The sequence below is a fragment of the Anaeromassilibacillus sp. D41t1_190614_C2 genome, from assembly GCF_015558525.1.
Taxonomy (GTDB): domain Bacteria; phylum Bacillota; class Clostridia; order Oscillospirales; family Acutalibacteraceae; genus Anaeromassilibacillus; species Anaeromassilibacillus stercoravium.
The window spans coordinates 17646-39258 of the sequence record NZ_JADMOD010000021.1 but is presented as its reverse complement, the minus strand read 5'-3'; the positions used below and the strand labels follow the sequence as shown (position 1 = coordinate 39258).

The following is a 21613-nucleotide window of genomic DNA, read 5'->3' as shown; positions in this document are numbered from 1 at the left end:
TCCCCCTGACACGCCTTTAAAATCCTGTTATGATGAAAACAAGGATTTTAAGGGGGAAGAAACATGCAGGACAAAGTAACACGCGATTTGCTTCGAATGTGCCAGAATTTCCGGCGGCTCCGACAGGAAAGGGGAATCTCCCTTGAAGGGCTTTCGAAAAATACGTTGGTAGAGGAGTGCCTTTTACAGTGTTTAGAGGCGGATGACGTCCCCGATGCGTTTGATGTGGAGCAGTTTTGCCGGATGTGTGAATATTTCCAAATCCGGCCCTCGGAGGCTTTTCAGGAGCCGAAGGAGCAAAAAGTGATCAGAATGGATAATGATTGCTTGGGAATCCATGGCCGGCATGGATAGAAATGAATCGGAACGAAGTTTCTTACAAAAGAGAGAGCTCCCGCTCTGGAGAAATCCAGAGCGGGAGCTCTCTTGTTTACAGGGAAGAGTCTTCCCCTTTTCTGCTATTTCCGATTAGCCAATGGCTACCGTGCAATGGACGCGTAGCGTCCGTCTACGAAAGCACTTAGCCAATCGTCACGGTGCAATGCTTCACAGCGTTCTGGCCCGGCAGGGTCGTATAAACGCCCGTGCTCTGGCCCGGCGTGCCGGTCGCCCAAACCCTGTAATAATAATCGTTGCCGATCTGGGTCAGGAACTGCGTCTTGAGCACGCTGCCATTGCCAACCGTAAAGCTCGGCGCCATGCCGTTGCCATTGACGACGGTCATCTTAAAGCAATATGCCTGGCCGTGCAGCAGGGTGAAGTCCACGGTCGTGTCGCTGCGCACGCTCGCCGGTGTAGCGACGTTCTGTGCAGCTGTCACGACGGAGACGCCCGCCGCGCCGTATGCGTTGGACGCATTCGCCGAGGTGGAACCGCTGGAACCCTTCTGCGGCTGCTGGTTTTCGGCCTTCACAAGGCCGTCCCGCGCCGTCTGCACCGCGTTGTAGGCGGAGGCAAGCTCTTCCTTGCTCGCGTTGGCGTCTGCAACGACCGCCTTTGCGATGCGCAGGGCTGCTTGCAGGCTTGCCGCGCTCCGGCCGGTGTATTCGTCCAGGTCGATCTGCTCTGTCTCGTCGATGAGCTTTTGCAGCTCTTCGCGGGACGGGATCTTCCGCAGGGCGGCCATTGCGCGGTTCAGGGTTTCCGCCGCCTCGTCAACCTCTGCCTGCGTAGCGTCCAGGTTTTCCAGGACGTCCTTGGCCGCATCGAGGGCTTCCAGGAACGCATCCTGTCCATCCTCCAAATAGTCGGCCAGGTCGATGCTTTCCGCCTGGTTTACGACGGCCTGCAATTTGCTGGTATCCGCCACGAGGTCCAAATTGGTCAGGGCATCATAGAGGGCATCATATGCCTCTTCTACGTCCGCCTGGAGAGGCTCTTCGTCCGCAAGCACTTCCTGCGCCGCGTCCATTGCCTCTTGGAGCACGGACCAGCTGGAGGGGGTGTAGCCCGCTTCGTCGAGCATGCCTGCAATGGCGAGCAGCTCTTCCAGCTCGGTGGTGTCGCCCTCTGCAAAGCCCAGCAGATGGATGGCGTCGAGCAGGTCGCTCCATGCGCCGTTGATCGCGTCCTGCGTGGCCGCATGGTCCGCTTCAACGTCCTTCGCCGCCTGCAAAGCATTGTCAAAGATCTTTTGTACCGTCGGGATGGCTGCGTTGTATTCGTCGCCGCCGGCCAAGCCCTCTGCCGTTGCGATCACATTGCGGAGGATCTGCTTGTCCACGACGGTGAAGGTGAATTCCAGCGTCTGCGCCGCAGCCGCCATGCTGCCCTCATAGGTAAAGGTCGTGGTGTTGGTTTCTTCGTCGTAAACGATCTGATCGCTGCAATCCTCGCCGTTGGCCAGGACTGCGGAGAACTCCCTGCCGTCCACTCTGGGGGTAAAGACGAGCGTGTATGCGTCACCCGCCTTCAGGGAGGAGGTGTACTTGCCAATCAGGTTTGCGATGGCATTGTCTTCACCGTTGACGGAAATTTCCGCATTCGTGGTGAAGTTCACGGTGAATCCATATTCCTGGTCGGGGTCCGTGGACTCGCCAACCGTCACCGTACATTGTGCCTGTGCGCCGAAGCCGGCTGCATAGCCGTAGACGGTGAAGCTGCCTTCCTGCTGGTAGGCATCCTCTGGGATGGTATCCCAAACGATCGGAAGCGTCCCCTGCGTCCCGTCCACATAGGTGACGGAAGCGGTCTCCGGAAGGACCGGTGCAACGCCTACCGTAGTCTCTGCGGCGCTGGATGCGATGGCGGAGACCAGGTTGATCTCGCTGTACACATACAGGCGGCAGACCGCTGGACGCTCAGTGCCCTCCACGGTGCCGGTGAGGACGTGTTGGCCCAAAACGCTGGAAGCGCCACTGAGGTCACCCCAGGTGACATTCCGGACTTCCTGCGAACCGTCCGCTATGGTGACGTTCACCTGCTGCGGCAGGGAAACATCCCCTTCATACGGGACAGATGTGTGGATCTCTTCTACGGTGGAGACGGTGTTGGTCCTGCTGACTTCTACCGTGCAAATCGCCTTGATGGAGGTGCCTTCGACCGTGCCTTCGACCGTGAAGGAACCCTCCTGCGCATAGTCGCTAGCGTCGATGTCCGCCCACTTCAGGCCGATCATGCCGCTGGTGTTGTCCGAATAGAAGACCCGGACTTCTTCCGGCATATTTGGCGCATGCCCCACCAGCGTGGAAAGGGCTTCTTCCTGGATCGCGACGATGGCCGGTTCTTCTGCATAAATGCTGACTGGGATGGAGAGATACTGGGTTTCAAAGCCCTCTTTGGTGAGGGAAACCAGCATCTCGGAATGTCCGGCCTGCTCGCCGGTGATCTGGTTGTTCTGAATGGAGAGCGCGCCGTCCGTGGACGCTACGCCATAGGCGATGGATACATCCGCGGGGTCGGTCTCGAGGTTCAGCGTATAGGTGGAACCCTCTTTGAGCTGAATCTGCTCCGGAATGCCGGTGACTTCGATCTGCTCAAAGTCGCCCTCGCCCCTCGGCAGGAAGCGGGCGTTTGCCCAGTCGCTGTGGTCGTGCGCGTTGGTTCCCATGGAATCGACGACCAGCTTGAGCTCCTTCGCGCCGATGATGTTCAGGCGGACGTGTTCCGCCTCGGTATCCTGGGTCATGACCGGGGAGGTGTAGACCTGCTCGTTGTCCACCCAGATCTCAAACCGGGCTTCGCCGCGGGATTCGGAACCGTCGCTGGCGATGCTGCCCAGCCAGTCGAGGCCGAGATACGTCTCAAAGATGTCGTAGCCGAGGCCCTCGATGTCATAGACGATTTCGGAGGAAGCATGGACGCCCAGGCCGCTGTTGAACTGCGTGCGTTCGCCGTTGACCGTCAGCTCCATCGGGCCGCCTTCGAGGTTGGTGCCGAAGCAAATGTCTTCCCAGCCCGTGGTGGCGGACTTCCATGTCACGTCCTCCAGCGGGATTTCATCCATCTGGGTGAAGTGGATGGTATACACCTGCGGGTTGCCGTCCAGGTCGTCGATGCGGATCTCCGCCGTGTCGTCAAAGGACGTGGGCTGTTTCACTTCGGCCTGGATGGAGGAATGCGCGGTGATCGCTTCCACATGCGGGAGTTCCGTGCGGGTGCTCAGATAGGGGATGGTGTACTCGTGCTTGTCCAGCGAGAAATCGGGCAGGGCGCGGCCGTCCACCTCGATGCCGTTGAGCGTCTGGGTGATGATCGCCTTTTGTGCCTGCTCCATCTTCTGTTCGACGGTGTTCGTCTCACTGGTGACCGGACGCATCCGGTAGGTGAAGGAATACTGCCGGTTGGACAGGACCTTGTATTTTTCCAACATGGTCGGGCCGCAGCTGCCGTTGCCAAGGCCGGTCTGCATGTAGTCCAGGGTCAGATAGACCTGGTCTGCCCGGGTGAGCTGGTATGGATGCGCCTTGCTGTTCAGCTCGGAAGCGGAATAGTGCAGCGCGCCGAACTCCATCGGGGTGTCGGTGGAGAACAGGATGCCGTCGCCCGCCTCGTCCGTCAGGGAGACCCAGCGGACGTCCGTGCGGTTGCCGTTCTCCTGCGGCTTGAGGTACGGCACAAACATGCCGTCCACGGTGTTGTCATACACGCCGATCGGGGAACCGGTCTTGCGGTCCACATAGTTTTCTTCCGGCCCTCTGCCGTAGTAGGTGATGTTCTCATAGCCTGCGGGCAATTCCATCTTCATACCCACGCGGCCCAGCATTTCGGACGCCTTGGAGTCGAATTCGCTGTTGACCACGATGTCGCCCGAGGGGTACACGGTGTAGGTGATGACATTGGTGGAATTGTTCAGGGTGGAATAGGAGAGCGGCACGGTGATGACGATCTTATGCTCGTCCTTCTCCACTGTTACCTCGCCGACGGTGGTTGCCGGGTCGCGGTACTTGGTGTTGATGGTGCCGTTGTCGATCCTTGCGCGCCAGTAGTTCGGCTCCGGCGCATTGTGGATCAGTTCCTTGCCGTTGTTCTTAAAGGAGGTCAGCTCGCCCTTGGCGGTGTCGAAGGTGACCTCAAAGCCCTCGCCCTTGGCCGTCAGCGTGTCGCCGCTTTCGGTGACCTCGGTGAACGTCGCGGAGGTGTCCAGTATGAGACCGGGCTCGTTTGCGTCAAAGCTCAGTTCGAACTGCTCGAACGCCATGGTGGTTCCCTTGTCCGCCCAGAGGGTATCCTCTTTCAGGCGGAACTCGATGTTGAGCAGGAATTCGCTGCCTTCGCGCACGGTTTCGGGCGTGTGATAGCCGATGGTCACCACTTTGGTCTCGCCGCCCGGGATGTCGAGCTGCTCGTCCGTCAGAACGCCGGACTGGATGACCTCATTGTTGTTGTACAGTGTCCAAACGCCCTCGTACTCGTTCAAATTGGTGAAGTCGAGGAGGTTTTCGATCTGGATCTCGCCGGTTTCGAGGTCTTTCGCCGTGAGCTTGACGCCCTGATAGGCCTTTTTGACCTCCTGATAGGCGGGATGCAGGGAGCGGTCGGGGAATACAACGCCGTTTCCGCAGAAGTTGCCGTCGTTGGTGTTGTCGCCCCAGTCGCCGCCGTAGCCGAAATACCACTGCTGGTTTTCGCCGGTATCGATCTCCTTGACAGAATCAAAGTCCATCCAGAGGACGACGCCGTCGTCTTCCGGCGTGCGGTTTTCGTTGTTGATCTCTTCGAGCGAGAGCGCACGGTCATAGATGCGCACATTGTCGATCTTTCCCTGGAATTCGCGGCCGGTACGCTCCGTATCGGTGCCGATGGCGACCGCGTAATCGTTGGAGGTGACCGTCTTCTGGGTGACCTCTTTGCTGGCGCAGAGCTCGCCGTCGATGTAGATGTTGATGGTGCCCGCGTCTGCGTCAAATGTAGAGACGACCTGATGCCAGTTCTCGAACCAGTCGTCCGGGACGGTCGCTTCAAGGCTGATCCAGGTGGCGCTGGTGCTGCCGGTCGCGTTTGCGTCGTAGATGAAGAATTCCACCACGCTCTTGCCGGTCGATGTGTTGCCGATGTACTTCATCGCATACTGGCTGTTGCCCTTTGTGACGATGGCGCCGTTGGTGCTGCCGGAGACCTTGTCCGGATAGACAAGCGCTTCCAGGGTCAGGCTGCCGGTCAGGTCCAGGGCCTCGCTCACGGGCAAGGTTGCGGTGCCTTCCAAAGCGGTGCCGTTGCCAATGCCGTCGCGGGCTTCCAACGAGCCTTCATAGGCGGCGTTCAGCCCCAAGGGCCCGTTGTCAACCAGCTTGTTTTCGGTATCCACTGCGCCGAAATCACACCAGAACAGGACGGATTCGTCGTTGGAAGGAACGCTCGCATCCGCGACCTCCTGCGCCGTCAGTGCGCGGTCATAAATGCGCACTTCGTCGATCAGGCCGGTGAATTCACGGCCGGGGCGCTCCAGGTTTTCACCCACCGTGACGGCATAGGTGTTGGTATTGCGCACATTCTTGCCGCCGGTGGATACGGATTTCAGTTCCACGCCGTCCACATAGATCTTCAAGGTGCCGTCCTCTGCGCTGAAGACGCCGGTGATCCGGTGCCAGTTGTCCAGCCAGTCCGCAGGTGCGGCGACCGTCGCAGAGACCCAGGAATTGCCGCTCTTGTAGCAGAATTCCAGGTTGCCCTTGGTGTATTGCAGCGTAAGCTGCTCGTTGCCCTTGGCAACGATGGTGTCGTAGCCTTCCGTATTTTTGCCCGTCTGACAGACAAGCGCTTCCACGGAGAAGCTGCCGGTTGTGTCGAAGGCCGGGTCGGCGGGCAGCTCTGCGGTGCCCTTGAGCGCGTTGTCCGCGTCCTTGCCTGCAACCAGGGAGCCGGTGAATTCGGCCTGGAATTGGTTGTGGCTGCTGTCGGTCAGGACGTTCTTCTTATCGCCGCCCAGATCGACGCGGATGGACTGGTCTACCCAGTCCCAAATGCAGCCGCCAATCAGCTTGTCGTATTTTTCAAAGACATCCACATATTCCTGGAGGTTGCCGGTGCTGTTGCCCATGGAGTGTGCATATTCATGCGCAAAGTAGGGCTTGGGGTTGTCGTCCGTCCCGACGGCCGGCAGGCTGATGCGCCCGGAGAAGGAGCCGTCCACGGACGGATAGGTGGAGGAACGGGTGTCCGAATAGGTGGAATCGCCGTCGCCTCTGGAATTGAAGTAGTGGACCGGGCGCGTGTTGTCGCGCGCTTTGATCCAGTCGTACAAGATCTGGAACACCGAACCCGCGCCGGACTCATTGCCCATGGACCACATGATCACGCTGGGGTGGTTCTTGTCGCGCTCGACCATGCTCTTCACGCGGTCGAGATGGACGTCCGCCCATTTTTCCGCGTCGTCGCCGGGGATCTTATGCATGGCGCCGTGCGCCTCGATGTTGGCTTCGTCGACGACGTACATGCCGTATTCGTCGCACAATTCATACCAATAGGTGTTGTTCGGATAGTGCGCTGTGCGGACGGTGTTGACATTGGCCTGCTTCATCAGGATGATGTCCTGCTCCATCAGTTCGCGGCTGACGGTGCGGCCCGTGTCCGGCGAAGTCTCGTGGCGGTTAAAGCCCTTCATGATGACATTTTTGCCATTGACAAACAGGCCGGTGTTGTCGCGCAGCTCCACCTCGCGGAAGCCGATCCGGGAGCTGGCAAATTCCACGCTGGCGCCCGTCTCGTCGCACAATTCCAGAACCAGTGTGTATAGGTTCGGTTTTTCTGCGCTCCAGAGCTTGGGGGAGAGGATGGTCTGCTCATAGTCCATGGTGCAGACCGCATGCCCCTTCTCATCGACGTCGCTGCCGAACGTTACCGGGAATTCCTGCTCCACGATGGCATTCTGCTGGCCGTCCAGCAGGCGGGCGTGGACCGTATATCCCTCCGGCGCATCCTGCGTCAGCTGGCGCGCCTTGATGGAAAGCTCGAACTGCGCATTTTCATAGGCGTCGTCGAGGTCGGTGACCACCTCATAGTCGAAGATTTCGACTTCGTCTTTGGAATAGAGGTATACGTCTCGGAAAATACCGCTCAGACGGATGAAGTCCTGGTCCTCCATGTAACTGCCGTCCGACCAGCGGTATACCTGGACGGAGACGGAGTTTTCACCCTCGTGGAGATAGGGGGTGATGTTAAAGTCCGCTGGGGTGTAGCTGTCCTCGCTGTAGCCCACCTGCTGGCCATTGATCCAGAGATAGAATGCGGATTCCACGCCCTGGAACGAGATGAAGATCTGGCGTCCGCCTTCCAGCATCTCGGGCTTCACAGTAAAGCTCCGGCGGTAGGAACCGACCGGGTTGTACGAGGTCGGCGCAGTGGCGTTGGTGGTATCGGCCGAACCGCCGCCGTTCATCGTCCACGGGTAAGTCGAGTTGGAGTAAATCGGCTTATCATACCCCTGGGTCTGCCAGTTGCCGGGGACCTGGATGGTATCCCAGTCGCTGACGTCGTAGTCCTCTTTGAAAAATTCCGTGTTGCGGTCCGCTGGTTTGTCCGCATACTGGAATGCCCAGTCCCCGTTCAAGAGCTGGTAGTACGCGGAGTCCTCTTCGGACCGTGCGAGCGCTTTTTCTTCCGTATCGTACGGGACAAATGCGGTGTGGGCAGGTTCGCGGTTCACTTGATACTGCGTGGGCTGCCCAGTCCATTCGCTGCCTGTCCATTGGACGCCCGGTTCCGCGGTTACAGCCATGGAAACCACATTCCCAAGGCCCGTCCCGCTGAACAGCATGGTGAGCGCCAACAGCCAAGCAATCCTTCGCTGTTTCATACGCTTTCTCCTTTTCTTTTCAATCTCTCCCAAAAGAATTTAGGCCATCCAAATTTATCCCATCACCTCCGTTTTGATCGTATTGCCTAATACTTTTTAACTTTATCACGGTTTTCTTTCTGTATTTTTCTGGATTGATTATAATAGTTTTATCCAGTTAATATTTTTACAGTTCAAAGAGATCTTCTAACAGATGAAACCAATTTTTGAAAGAAAATCCAGAAGTTTTCCAGAAAATAAAGCATATCTATCAGGGTGTATTTGTATTCCTCCCAAGGATACACGACCCTTCGGGCGAAGTGCGATTGGAGGATGAGCGGCGAAAGAAAAAGAAAAAAGCCAACTCAGCGACAAGCGCTAAGTTGACTTTTGTGGCGCGCCCTGCGTTTCTTCCCAAGAACACGAGCCCCTAGGGCGAAGTGCGATTGGAGGATGAGCAGTGAAAGAAAAAGAAAAAGTCAACTCAGCGACAAGCACTAAGTTGACTTTTTGTGGCGCGCCCGAAGTTGAGACGCAAAAAAGCTCCTGTGGAGCGTTTTTGTTGCCGAGGTCCCTTCCCAAGAACACGAGCCCCCTAGGGCGAAGTGCGATTGGAGGATGAGCAGTGAAAGAAAAAGAAAAAGTCAACTCAGCGACAAGCACTAAGTTGACTTTTTGTGGCGCGCCCGAAGTTGAGACGCAAAAAAGCTCCTGTGGAGCGTTTTTGTTGCCGAGGTCCCTTCCCAAGAACACGAGCCCCCTAGGGCGAAGTGCGATTGGAGGATGAGCAGTGAAAGAAAAAGAAAAAGTCAACTCAGCGACAAGCACTAAGTTGACTTTTTGTGGCGCGCCCGAAGGGACTCGAACCCCTGACCTTCTGATTCGTAGTCAGACACTCTATCCAGCTGAGCTACGAGCGCATAGACAGCTTACTTAAAGCTGCCATAGTATAATAGCATGTTTGTCCGAAAAATACAAGGGGTTTTTCAAAAAATATTCCATAATTTGCAGGAAATTCTTTTATTACAGGTCCTTTGGACCGGGTGCGGGCTGTGCAGGTTTCTCTTTGGGGGCCGGATAGGACCATTTCAAGACAACGCAATCGAGCGGCGGGAGGAAAAGCGCGCTGCGCTCGTCGGGAAGCTTCCCAATCAACGCTTCTGCGTCGTGCCACTCCGGGGGCAGATAGATGCAGTGGTCCTGTTCCCCCGCGTTGATCGCCACCAGGAGACGCTGTTCGCCGTCGTCGCGGATATAGGCCATGCAGTGATCCCCTGCCATCAAGGGATAGATAATGCCCTCGTTTAGGCACGGGCAGGATTTGCGGAGTCTTGCAAGGCGGCGGTACCATTCAACCAGCCCTTCGTTCTCGTGGCCCCAGGGGTAGCAGCCGCGGTTAAACGGGTCGCGGTACCCTTCCAGGCCCGCCTCGTCCCCGTAATAGATACAGGGGACCCCCGGCAGGGTGTATTGCATCAACGCCGCCAGACGCATGAGACGAAGACCCTTTTGCCTGCGCTCGCGCGAAAGATGCGTGCTGCTCTGCCAGTCGCGGCCGTGATTGCCCATGGGTTCCCCCGCAAGGACCGTGATGGCGCGTTCGGTGTCGTGCGTACCGATGTGGTTCATCAGAAGGCGCAACACCTGCGGCGGATAGTTCTCCACAATATTCATGATGATCTCCATCATATTGGCCGCGTCCGCGCCGGTTAAGAATCCCAAGATGGCGTTGCGGAACGGGTAGTTCATCACGCTGTCGAGCTGATGTCCCTGGAAATATTTGCGGCGCTGCCCATAGGCTTCTTTGTTGGAGGCATCCTCCCAGACTTCGCCCAAAATAACCGCGTCGGGCTTTTCCGCTTTTGCCGCATCGCGCAGGTTTTCCAGGAATTCGTCCGGCAATTCGTCGGCAACATCCAGGCGCCAGCCGTCCGCGCCCAGCGCCAGCCATTTGCGGATGATCCCATGGGTGCCATTGATGTAGTCATTGTAGGAGGGGGCGCATTCATTGACGTCCGGCAGGGTGTCGAAATTCCACCAGCAGTCGTATTGGTTGGGCCATGGATGGAAGTTGTACCAGGAGGAGTAGGGCGACTGCTGGGAATTATATGCGCCTTCCACCGGGTAGCGCTTTTCGCGGTTGAAATAGATGCTGTCGCTGCCCGTGTGGTTGAAGACGCCGTCCACGATCACATGCATCCCGCGCTTTTTTGCTGCGGCGCACAGATGCTGGAAGTCGGCCTCCGTGCCGAGCAAGGGGTCGATTTTGGAGTAATCCGCCGTATTGTACCGGTGGTTGGAGTGCGCTTCAAAGATGGGGTTCAGGTAGATGCAGGTCACGCCGAGGGACTCCAAATAGGGGAGCTTTTCTTCGATGCCCTTCAGGTCCCCGCCAAAGTAGTCCGAATTGGTGATGATCCCCCGCTCATCCGGCTTCCAATCGGGCTGTTCCCCCCAGTGCTCGTGCAATTTGCGGTCCTGGGGGACATTGGCCTTGGGCGTCCCGGAATTGTAAAAACGGTCCGGGAAGATCTGGTACATAATCCCGCCGGTCATCCAGTGGGGCGTGTCAAAGCTGGGGTCGTAGACGGTGAGCTGCCACGGCCCATTGTGCGCTTCGGTCGAGCCTTCCCCGCCAAAGCCCTTCTTCAATTCCAACGTACCCCGCCATGTATCGATATAAAACCGATAGAAATAGAGGCCGGGCGCTTTGGGCGTAAAGTGGCATTCCCACCATTCGTGGTTTTCTCCATCCATCCCGCACCAAAACATGCCGAAATTCTCCGTCTGCCCCCAGTTGTCGTCCTGCACCACCAGTCTGGCGGCGGAACATTTCAGGTCGCGCGAGACGTTGATGCGGAAATGGACCGGCGACTTTGCGGGTACTGCGCCCGTTGGATTCCGGTAAGCCGGGTTGCGTGAATTGAACATGGTGTTTCCCCTCTTTTATGACGAAATATAAGGCTTTGATCGAATGGCGCCTTTTCTATGTTTCTATATGATATTACAGGAAGCAAGGCCAAGGATAGGCGCTATACAAACCGGGCCCGCCATGGAACAGGAACTGTTCCATTCCAAAAGCTGCACGCAGCTTTTGTGCCGGACGCCCTGCGGCGCCCGGCGGCGGGCCCGGGAAAACGGTTCTGCACAAAAGGACAGGAAGATCGAACGGATTGGGAAGAGCACCCCTGAAAGGGCACGGAGTGTGCCACCCACTGTGCCGGTCGCCCGATCCTCCGGTCCCTTACGATCCGAAAATGGAAATCTCCGAATTAGCGCATCTTTTTAAAGATCGGCTTTTTCACGGTCGCCTTGACCGTCTTATCCGCGGCCGGAGCCGGCGGCACAGGCGTTGCATGCCAGATGTTGTCGGCATATTCGCGGATGGCGCGGTCTGCCGCAAAGCGGCCCGCTTTTGCGATGTTGACCAGGCCCATCTGGTTCCAGCGCGCATGATCGTTATAGAGGGCCTCCGCGCGCTTTTGTGCCTGCGAGTAGGATTCGAAGTCGGCAAGGACCATGTACGGGTCTTCGTTCAGGAGGGAGTCCGTGATGTTGCGGAACGAAACCCCGCAGAAGCCCTTGTTCATCTCATCGATGGCGTTGCGGATGATGGGATTGTTCTCATAGAATACACGCGGACGGTAGCCGGAGCGCTTCAATGCCGAAACCTCGGGCGTCGTCATGCCGAACAGGATGATGTTGTCGTCGCCGACCGCCTCGTGGATCTCCACATTTGCGCCGTCGAGCGTGCCCAGGGTCACCGCGCCGTTGATCATGAACTTCATGTTGCTGGTGCCGGAGGCCTCTGTGCCGGCCTGGGAGATCTGCTCGCTGATGTCCGCCGCCGGGGTGAGGAGCTCGGCCAGCGTCACGCGGTAATCCTCCACGTAGACCACCTTGAGCTTCTGGTTGACGCGCGGGTCGTTGTTGATGGTCTCCGCCAGGTTGACGATGAAGCGGATCATCTGCTTTGCAAAGTAATAGCCCGCAGCGGCTTTCGCGCCGAAGATATAGGTGTGGGGCGTGAAATCGGCGTTCGGGTTGTCGCGCAGCCACTGATACAGGGTGAGGATGTGCAGGGCGTTCAGGTGCTGGCGTTTATATTCGTGCATGCGCTTGATCTGGATGTCGAAGATGGAATCCGGATCGAGCACGATGTTGTTCGCCTTCTTGATATATTCGGCCAGACGGATTTTGTTGTTGCGCTTGATCTTGCCAAGCTGCTCCAATACGGAGGCGTCGTCCTTGAATTCCAGGAATTTCTCCAGCTGTGCGGCGTCGTGGATATAGCCGTCGCCGATTTTTTCCGTCAGCAGGGAAGCCAGCTCCGGATTGGACTGGTTCAGCCAGCGGCGGTGTGCGATGCCGTTGGTCACGTTCTGGAACTTCTCCGGCATCTCGGTGTAGAAATCGTTGAAGACGGTTTCTTTGAGAATATCGGTGTGCAGCGCGGAAACGCCGTTAACAGAGTGGGCGCTGATGACCGCCAGATTCGCCATCTTGACGTAGCCGTCGTTCAGCGGGGCCATACGGCCCACCTTGTAGCCGTCCACATGGCGCTGGTGCATGGATTCGCAGAAGCGGCGGTTGATCTCCTGGACGATCTGATAGATGCGCGGCAGGCGGAATTTGAAGAGCTCTTCGTTCCAGCATTCGAGCGCCTCCGACATGACGGTGTGGTTGGTGTATGCGGTTGTCCGGGTGACGATGTCCCAGGCCGCTTCCCAGGTATAGCCGCATTCGTCCAGCATCACGCGCATCATCTCGGGGATGGCGAGCACGGGATGCGTGTCGTTCAGATGGATGGCTACGCAATCCGGCAGGTTGTCGAGCGTGCTGTACTTAAACAGGTGGCGGCGGATGATGTCCTGGATCGTTGCGGACACCAGGAAATACTGCTGCGACAGGCGCAGGCTCTTGCCCTCCAGGTGATTGTCCTCCGGATAGAGCACCTTTGTGATGACCTCCGCCATGGCGTTCTGCTCCATTGCGCGCAGGTAGTCGCCGCTGTTGAAGCGGGACATGTCGAAGGCTTCGCCGCGCGCGGACCAGATGCGCAGCACGTTGATGCCCCGGCCGTCCATGCCGGATACATACATGTCGTACGGCACCGCCATCACTTTTTCGTAGTCCTTATGGTTTACAATATGGTATTGGTTATTCCAGTATTCTTCGATGTGGCCGCCAAAGTGGACCTCTACGCGCTTCTCCGGCACCTCTTGCAGCCAAACTTTTCCACCCGGCAGCCAGAAGTCCGGCAGCTCCGTCTGCCAGCCGTCGACCAATTTCTGGCGGAAGATGCCATATTCATAGCAGAGCGAATACCCCATCGCGGGATACCCCTGTGTGGACAGGCCGTCCAGGAAACACGCCGCCAAACGGCCAAGGCCGCCGTTGCCCAAGCCCGCGTCCGGCTCCTTCTCATACAGATTGTCGAGCTTCAGGCCCATTTCGGAAAGCGCCTTGCGGAAATCTTCTTCAATCCCGAGGTTGTACAGGTTGTTCTTCAGGGAGCGTCCCATCAGGAACTCCATGCAGAGGTAATAGACGCGCTTGGTGTGCGTCTCTTCGGCACGCTTCTTAAATTCGAGGTACCCTTTTACCATGAGGTCGCGCACGACAAGAACAACAGCCTTATAACATTGATCGTCGGTTGCGTTTTCCAGCGTCAGGCCAAAGTTATGCTGCAGCTTTGCTTCAATTTGTTCTTTGATCGTATTGATCGGCAGCCGGTAGTTCATAAGAAATCCTCCAAATGTCCAAGAAGTATATATATGTGAGAGAATGACCGGTTGGTCATACATACTTATTATATACCAATTATTACTAATTTACAACAAAATCATTCTTTTGTCCGCGAATTTCCATTTTTATCCGGGAACATCCAATTTCCGCATGGACAAGCCAAAAACAGCCTTTCCGATAGGGCGGAAGAAATGCGTCCCTTGCAAATGATTTTCGGCTTAAATTTATGCATTTTTACTAAATTTCAAGTTTATGGCCGTTTTGAAGAGCTTTTCTGTTTTTAGAAAAGAAACGCTTCCTTATTTGACCAAAATAGACTATAATAAAAACTGCTATAGAGATAGAAAAACCGGTGCGGCCGCATTCCCGCGCCGTGCCGGCAGGAAATAGGGGGTATGTTTTCATGAGCAGAAACCGCATCCGGCTGAATATCTGCGGGGCTGAATTCGCCCTCACCTCGGACGACAGCGAGTCGTACATCCACGCGATTGCGGAGGAGGTAGAGGTCGGGATCACCGAGATGGTGGAAAAAAATCCGCATATTTCGATCGCCACGGCCGGGATTATCTCGGCGCTGAATTATTGCGACGCCCAGCATAAGGCCGAGGACGCGGCGGACAACCTGCGCTCCCAGATCAAGGACTATCTGGAGGATTCCTCCCGCGCCCGCACAGAGGCGGACGAGGCGCGCAGGGAAGTGGAGCGCCTGAAAAAGGAGATGCAGACCTTGCGGGCGCGCCTCTCCGAACAGACGGAGCAGATGGCCAAGGCAACGCACGGGCCGCAGAGCGCCCAGGAACCGGAGCGGCCCGCCCAGCAAAAGCCCGCAAAGGCAGCCCCCCGGCAGCAGGGCTATGCGCGCCCCTCGCGGGAACACATCCCCGGGGAACGCGCGCAGACCGTTGTGGAAGACCCGGAAGGGTTCATGAGCTTCTTTGAGAAAAAAGACGATGAACTGTAACGAAACGAATATAGCCCCGGAGGTTTTGGCCCCTGCGGGAGGGCCGGAGAGCTTGCAGGCAGCGGTGCGCGCCGGTGCGGACGCGGTGTATTTGGGGGCTTCCGCGTTCAGCGCCCGCGCCAATGCGCAGAATTTTGACGGGCAGGCGCTCAAGGAGGCGGTCAGCTACTGCCATGCGCGCGGGGTGAAGGTCTATCTCGCTCTGAATACGCTCTTGCAGGAGAACGAGCTGCTGCCCGCGCTGGAACTGCTGCAATACGCCTGCACCCTGCCGGTGGATGCCGTCCTTGTGCAGGATATGGGCCTCTTTTTGCTGGCGCGCGCGTGCGCGCCGGGGATGCCCATGCATGCGTCTACCCAGATGTCGCTCCATACGCCCGCCGGGGTGCGCGCGGCATACGAGGCGGGGATGGCCCGCGTGGTGCTGTCCAGGGAGATGTCCCTGAACGAGATTGCCGGGGTACACGCCGCCTGCCCGGTGGAGCTGGAGGCGTTTGTCCACGGCGCGCTCTGCATGTCCGTTTCCGGCCAGTGCTATTTCAGCTCCATTCTGGGAGCGCGCAGCGGCAACCGGGGGCTGTGCGCCCAGCCGTGCCGCCTGCCGTTTTCCGCCCCTGGGGGGACGGGGCACGACCTGAGCCTGAAGGACCTGTCCATGATCGAACGCATCGGCGAGCTGGCACAGGCGGGCGTGGTGAGCGCAAAGATCGAGGGCCGCATGAAACGGCCGGAATATGTGGCTGCGGCGACACACGCCTGCCGGCTGGCGGCGGACGGCCAACCCCTTCCGCCGGACCTGATGCGCAACCTGGGCGCGGTGTTCTCCCGCTCCGGGTTCACCACCGGGTATCTCGACGGGCGGTTGGGCCGGGAGATGTTCGGCACGCGGACCAAGGAGGACGTCACCGGCGCGACCGAGGAGGTATTCTCCGAGCTGCGGAACCTGTACCGCCAGGAATGCCAGCGGGTGCCGGTCTCGTTCCGGCTGACCGTGCACGCGGGGGAACCGGTGTGCCTGTCCGTCCGGGACGGCGACGGGCGCGAGGCGTTTGCCCAGTCGCCGCCGCCCGAGGCGGCGCGGAACAAGCCGGTCACCGAGGAGCGGTGTGTGGAGCAGCTGCGCAAAACGGGCGGGACGCCGTTTTTGGCGCAGGAGGTTTCCTGCGATCTGGAGGACGGCCTGAGCGTCCCGGTGTCCCTATTGAACCGGCTGCGCCGCGAGGCGTTGGAAAAGCTGGAATGGCTGCGCGCGGTGCATGAACCGGTGGCGTTTTCCATGAAACCATTCTCTCCCACGCCGCACCGGGTATACCTCCCGGATGGAAAATTGCCGCTGCGGGCGCGGTTTGCCAACGCCAGCCTGCCGGAGGCGGCAAAGCAGTGCGAACGGGTCTACCTCCCCTATACGACTGTGCCGGAGAAGCTGGCGGCCCTCCAGGAAGAGGGCTTCCGCGTGGCGCTGGACCTGCCGCGCGGACTGTTCGGCATGGAGCAGGCGCTCAAACAGCGCTTGGCTGAAGCCCGGGACGCGGGCGTCACGCACGTCTGGGCAGGAAACCTGGGCGCGGCGGCGCTTGCCAAAGAGCTGGGGATGACGGTACACGGCGGCTTTTCTTTAAATGTGACAAATTCCGCGGCGATCGAGTGGTATGCTGCGTTTGGCCTGGCGGATACGGAGCTGAGCTTCGAATTGGCGCTGTCCGCGGCTGCAGCGCTGGGCGGGGAGCTGCCCCGCGGGTTGGTGCTCTATGGGCGGCTGCCGCTGATGTTGACCCGGAACTGTCCCGCGGCCAATTCTGCGAAGGGCTGCCTGCATTGCACGGCAGCCCCGGAGCTGACAGACCGCAAGGGTGTCCATTTCCCGGTGCAGTGCTATGGCGCGTGCAGCGAAGTGCTCAACTCCGTGCCGCTTTGGATGGCGGACCGCCTGGCGGAAGTCAAACAGATGGATTTCGGCGTGCTGCGGTTTACCACGGAGACGCGGGAAGAGCAGCAGCGCATCCTGGAAGCCTATCTCCGCGCGGACGGCACGCCGCCCGCACAGGGGACGTTTACGCGCGGCCTCTATTATAAGGGATGGGTGATGGGCTGACCGATCCTCCCCGGCGTGCGGCCGGGGGCTTCCCGCGGCGCTGGGGTTTTTACGAGAACGTGATAGAAGGCAACGCAATACAAACGAAGGACGTTGGTTATGAAATCTTTGAAAATCAAACGCTTGAATGAAAATGCAATCCTGCCGGAGCGCGCCAGCGCGGGCGCGGCGGGGATGGATTTGCACGCCTGCATCCCGTCCCCGGTGACCATCGCGCCGCGCGAGCTGGTGCGTATCCCGACGGGCCTGGCGATCGCCCTGCCCGACGAAAACATGGTCGCTCTGATCTTTGCCCGCAGCGGGCTGGGGATTAAGCACGGCGTGTCGCTCTCCAACGCGGTCGGCGTGATCGACAGCGACTACCGCGGCGAAATCTGCGTCGGCCTGTGCAATGTGGGCGGGGAGCCGTACACCATCGAGCCGAACGAGCGGATTGCGCAGATGGTGCTGATGCCGGTGTTGAACCTCCCTCTGGAGGAGACGGACGACCTGGGCGAGACGGAGCGCGGTGCAGGCGGCTTCGGTTCCACCGGCCGGTAAAGGGGCGCGGCGATGAAAAAGACATTGATTCGCGGCCTGCTGCTCATTGTGCTGCTATTGTTGGCCATTGTGTTGGGCAGCGTGATCGGTTCGGCGGTACAGGGCGTTTCGTTCCTCTCCTGGCTGGGCATGAGCACCGGCTTTGGCCTGGAACCCGTCACGCTGGACCTCGCCATCTTGAAATTGACCTTTGGGCTGTCCATCCAGGTCAACGTGGCGCAGGCGATTTTGCTGCTGGCCGCGATCCTGGGGTACACGAGAATCCATATAAAGGAGTGATCCCATGCTGTACCTTGCATCCGCTTCCCCGCGCAGGCGCGAGCTTTTGGACCTGGCGGGGATTCCTTATACAACCGCGCCGGCCAATGCGGACGAACGCTTTGCGGACGGCACCCCGCCTGAGGAGGCGGTGCGCCTGTTGGCCCGGCGCAAGGCGGAGGCGTGCTTTGCGCAGCACCCGGGCGCGGTCGTGCTGGGGGCGGATACCGTGGTCGCGCTGGGCGGCGCCATCCTCGGGAAGCCCAAGACCCCCGCACACGCGGCGGACATGCTCCGGCTGCTCTCCGGCAAGACGCACGAGGTGTTCACCGGCTTTTGCGTGCTCGCGGACGGGCGCTGCGAGGTGGGGGCGGAGCGGACCGAAGTGACGTTCTACCCGCTCGCGGAGGAGGAAATCCAGGCCTATGTCGCCACCGGGGAACCCATGGACAAGGCGGGCGCGTACGGCATCCAGGGCAAAGGCGCCCTGCTGGTGCAGGGGATCCGCGGCGATTACTACAATGTGGTGGGCCTGCCGGTCGCGCGCGTGGCGCGAATTCTGCGGACTTTTGCCGTTTAAAGGCGGTTTTCTTCATGGCAAAATGTGGAATTTGCCAAAGTTTATTTGTTCACAATTTTTCTGTTGAGAATTGGCATACCAGCGGGTATAATAAAGTTTATGTAAAATACCCGTGCCCTGCATAAGCGCGGAGCGGATGGGTTTACTCATAGAAAAACCGTACAGCGCGCCGCTGGATGAAAACCCGGTTGTGGGTGTTGTTTGAAAGGGGAATGTTGGCCATGTTTTCTAAGGATATCGGAATTGATCTCGGCACCGCCAATACGCTTGTATATATGAAGGGGAAGGGCATCGTGATGCGCGAGCCCTCTGTTGTCGCTGTGGACGTCCGTACTGACACGGTGTTGGCGGTCGGGTCCCATGCAAAGGATATGATTGGCCGCACGCCCGGCTCCATTGTCGCCGTGCGCCCGCTCAAGGACGGCGTGATTGCGGACTTCGACATCACCGCGACCATGCTCAAGCACTTTATCAAAAAAGCGGTGAAATCCACCGCGTTCAGCCGCCCGCACATCGTGGTGTGCATCCCCTCCGGCGTCACGGAGGTGGAGCGCCGCGCCGTTGAGGACGCAGCGCGCCAGGCCGGCGCCAGCCAGGTGGAGCTGATCGAAGAGCCCATGGCCGCGGCGATCGGCGCGGGCCTGCCCGTGGCGGACCCGACCGGCAGCATGGTGGTGGATATCGGCGGCGGCACAGCGGAAGTCGCTGTGATCTCCCTGGGGGATATCGTCACCTCCTGCTCCGTGCGCGTGGCGGGCGATAAATTCGACGAGGCTATTATTTCCTATGTCAAGAAGAAATACAACCTCCTGATCGGCGAGCGCACCGCGGAGGAGATCAAGATCGCCATCGGTTCGGCGTTCCCGACCGGCAGCGAAGAGGACCGCGCGTCCGTCGAGATCAAGGGGCGCAACCTGGTGGACGGCCTGCCCAAGAACGTGACGATCAGCGCGGAGGAAGTGCGCGAAGCGCTCTCCGACCCGCTCGCGACCATCGTGGACGCGATCAAGAGCACGCTGGAAAAGACCCCGCCGGAGCTTTCGGCGGACATCATCGACCACGGCATCATGCTGACCGGCGGCGGCGCGCTGCTGCGCGGCCTGGACCAGCTGGTGGAGCAGGAGACGGGCATGCCCGTCCATGTGGCGGATAGCCCGCTGGACTGTGTGGTGGACGGCACCGGCAAGCGCCTGGAGGTCACCATGCCGTCGTCCTATTACAAGGCCCGCAGATAAGCGGCTGCGAAGCCTTGGCGCTTCCCGGCGTGGAAGCGCAGAGAGAACAGAATTTTGATCCGGCCATCGAAGGGTGGGGACGGCGTTTCGTTTCTGCCGCCGGATTGGACCGGATTTTTGAGGGAAGGCCCCGGGATTTGTGAGGGACTTTCCATACACGGAGAGGGACCAAACGATCGATCACGGGCGTGCTTTGTGCGCCCGTGATTTTTGCAACGGCCTTTTTCTTTCAAAAAACAACGGGAGGTGTTCGCAAGATGAGAGACTTTATGCACGGCACAAGTGCAAAAGTGCTGCTGGCGGTGGTATTTGTCATGCTGGCGCTGATGCTGTTCACGGCCACCCAGGGAGGGTCGGTCGTGGCGAATGCGCTGGGTCTGGTGGCGACCCCGATGCAGCGCGTGAGTACGATTATCACCAACAATGCCGCGGTTGCGGCAGAACCCCTTACTTACTCGAAAGAAGAGCTCCTGGAGGAAAACGCCGCCCTCAAAAAGGAGATCGAAGAGTTGCAGGCAAAGCTGGTCAACTATGACCAGTACCGGATTGAGAACGCACAGCTGCGGAAATACCTGGAATTGAAGGATGAAAACCGCGACTTCAAGCCCGTACCGGCGGCGGTCATCGGGCGGGACCCCAATGTGCTGTATAAATTTACCATCGACAAGGGCACAAACGACGGCATCTCGAAGAACGACCCGGTCATTACGGACGCGGGCGTGGTGGGCTTTATTTCCGCGGTAAACGCAAACTACAGCCAGGTGACCACCCTGCTCTCACCGGATACCAAAATCGCCGCGCTTGTGACGACGGAAGAGGAAAGCGGGACCCCCGTGAAGGATTCCGTCGGGGCGTTGCCTTCCATCGATGAGACGGAGCCCACCCTGCGCCGGGACAGCGGCGTGGTGAGCACCGATATCAAGCTGGCCGAGGAAGGGTTGGTCAAGTTGGGCTACCTGGCGGCGGATACCCCGGCAAAGGCGGGCGACATTGTCACCACCAGCGGGCTGGGCGGCGTCTATCCGAGCGGCCTTGCCATCGGCGAGGTGGTTTCCGTGCAGAACGAGGAGTATGATGTCTCGCTCTATGCGGAGGTCCGGCCGTTTGTAGACGTCAATTCCGTGCGCGACGTGATGGTGATCACCGAATTCGAGGGGCAAGGGCAGGCGCTGGACGAAGCCTTTGGCACCAGCTCCGCTTCGGAGGGCCAGTGATGGACCGTTATAAGATCATCCGGTATTTTGCCTATACGATCGAAATCTTAATTTTGTACATGGTGCAGGAGACCCCCGGCCTTCTGCCGGAAATCGGCGGGGCGCGGCCGGTGCTGCTGATCCCTGCGGCGATTTCCATCGCGATGTTTGAGAGCGAGCTGGCGGGGATCGCCTTTGGCCTTCTGTGCGGCCTGTTCCTGGACATCGGCATGGGGGGCGTTTTGGGTTTCCACGGCCTGCTGCTGGCGGCCGCCTGTTACGGGGTGGGGCTGCTCACGGCGGATCTGATCCAGACGAATTTCCTGACGTCCCTGCTCTTGGCGGCCGGGGCGGTCGCTGGGATTTTGTTCCTCCAATGGGTATTTTTCTATTTGCTCTACGGCTACGAGTACAGCGGATATGCGCTGGTCACACGGTACTTGCCGCGCATGGCGTATTCCTTCTGTACAATGCCGCTCTGTTACGCATTCAACCGCGCTTTGGCCCAGCAGATCCGCTCAAAAACGGAATAGCCGCAGGGCTGGCGTGTAAAATGGAGAGGGGCCGGTCCGCCAGTAGGCATGGGCCCGGCCCCTTTGGTATGAAAAATCGCGGCGGTTTGGAAGAAAACGGCCTGGGAAATGGTATTCTTAAAAGAGGGTTTCTGTCCTCGGGGACCGTGCCCTTTCCGGGGCGTTGCCTATATGCGGCCCTTTTGAAGAAGGCGCCGGGAGGGCGGCTGCCCGTTTGAAACAGTAGGATCAAAGGATCCTGTTTCGATACCTGTGTGGAGG

At 58.9% G+C, this 21613-nt stretch carries 12 protein-coding genes and 1 tRNA gene; 9 read left to right on the top strand and 4 right to left on the bottom strand.

Features of this window, described 5'->3' with window-relative positions; all coding sequences use genetic code 11:
* The first annotated feature begins 63 nt into the window (after positions 1-63).
* Positions 64-354 carry a hypothetical protein gene (locus I2G69_RS13280; protein WP_195560928.1) on the top strand — a complete coding sequence of 97 codons (291 nt, stop codon included), beginning with the start codon at positions 64-66 and terminating at the stop codon, positions 352-354.
* Positions 355-520: 166 nt separating this feature from the next.
* On the opposite strand, the gene I2G69_RS13275 is transcribed toward I2G69_RS13280, so the two are convergent.
* The 4 genes from I2G69_RS13275 to I2G69_RS13260 form a co-directional block, all read right to left on the bottom strand.
* Positions 521-8233, bottom strand: coding sequence for a glycoside hydrolase family 2 TIM barrel-domain containing protein (locus I2G69_RS13275; protein ID WP_195560927.1), 7713 nt, complete (start codon positions 8231-8233; stop codon positions 521-523).
* Positions 8234-9055: 822 nt separating this feature from the next.
* Positions 9056-9132 (bottom strand) — tRNA-Arg (locus tag I2G69_RS13270).
* A 103-nt stretch (positions 9133-9235) separates the two neighbouring features.
* Entirely contained in the window at positions 9236-11143 is a 1908-nt protein-coding gene (locus I2G69_RS13265) for a glycoside hydrolase family 13 protein (RefSeq protein WP_195560926.1), read from the bottom strand.
* Positions 11144-11484: 341 nt separating this feature from the next.
* Positions 11485-13956: a glycogen/starch/alpha-glucan phosphorylase gene (locus I2G69_RS13260; RefSeq protein ID WP_195560925.1), complete on the bottom strand. Its 2472-nt coding sequence runs from the start codon at positions 13954-13956 to the stop codon at positions 11485-11487.
* A gap of 407 nt (positions 13957-14363) precedes the next feature.
* On the opposite strand from I2G69_RS13260, the gene zapA reads away from it, so the two are divergent.
* The 8 genes from zapA to mreD all read left to right on the top strand — a co-directional run bounded on the left by zapA (position 14364) and on the right by mreD (position 21352).
* The gene (zapA, locus tag I2G69_RS13255) at positions 14364-14921 is read left to right on the top strand and encodes a cell division protein ZapA (protein ID WP_195560924.1); all 558 of its coding nucleotides are present in this window, start codon (positions 14364-14366) and stop codon (positions 14919-14921) included.
* On the top strand, positions 14911-17013 hold the full coding sequence (locus tag I2G69_RS13250) for a peptidase U32 family protein (RefSeq protein ID WP_195560923.1): 2103 nt from the start codon (positions 14911-14913) through the stop codon (positions 17011-17013). The genes zapA and I2G69_RS13250 overlap by 11 nt, the downstream gene beginning before the upstream one ends.
* A 99-nt stretch (positions 17014-17112) precedes the next feature.
* On the top strand, positions 17113-17553 hold the full coding sequence (gene dut / locus I2G69_RS13245; RefSeq protein ID WP_087235099.1) for a dUTP diphosphatase: 441 nt from the start codon (positions 17113-17115) through the stop codon (positions 17551-17553).
* Between the two features lie 12 nt (positions 17554-17565).
* Complete coding sequence (locus I2G69_RS13240; protein WP_087235100.1) at positions 17566-17832, top strand: DUF4321 domain-containing protein; 267 nt, start codon at positions 17566-17568, stop codon at positions 17830-17832.
* 4 nt (positions 17833-17836) lie between these two features.
* Positions 17837-18391, top strand: a complete 555-nt coding sequence (locus I2G69_RS13235; protein ID WP_087235101.1) for a Maf family protein — start codon at positions 17837-17839, stop codon at positions 18389-18391.
* Positions 18392-18612: 221 nt separating this feature from the next.
* A complete protein-coding gene (locus I2G69_RS13230) occupies positions 18613-19626 on the top strand; it encodes a rod shape-determining protein (protein WP_087235102.1) in 1014 nt (337 codons plus the stop codon).
* Positions 19627-19883: 257 nt separating this feature from the next.
* The gene (gene mreC / locus I2G69_RS13225; protein WP_087235103.1) at positions 19884-20840 is read left to right on the top strand and encodes a rod shape-determining protein MreC; all 957 of its coding nucleotides are present in this window, start codon (positions 19884-19886) and stop codon (positions 20838-20840) included.
* Positions 20840-21352 carry a rod shape-determining protein MreD gene (gene mreD / locus I2G69_RS13220; RefSeq protein WP_207738232.1) on the top strand — a complete coding sequence of 171 codons (513 nt, stop codon included), beginning with the start codon at positions 20840-20842 and terminating at the stop codon, positions 21350-21352. The genes mreC and mreD overlap by 1 nt, the downstream gene beginning before the upstream one ends.
* Positions 21353-21613 lie beyond the last annotated feature (261 nt).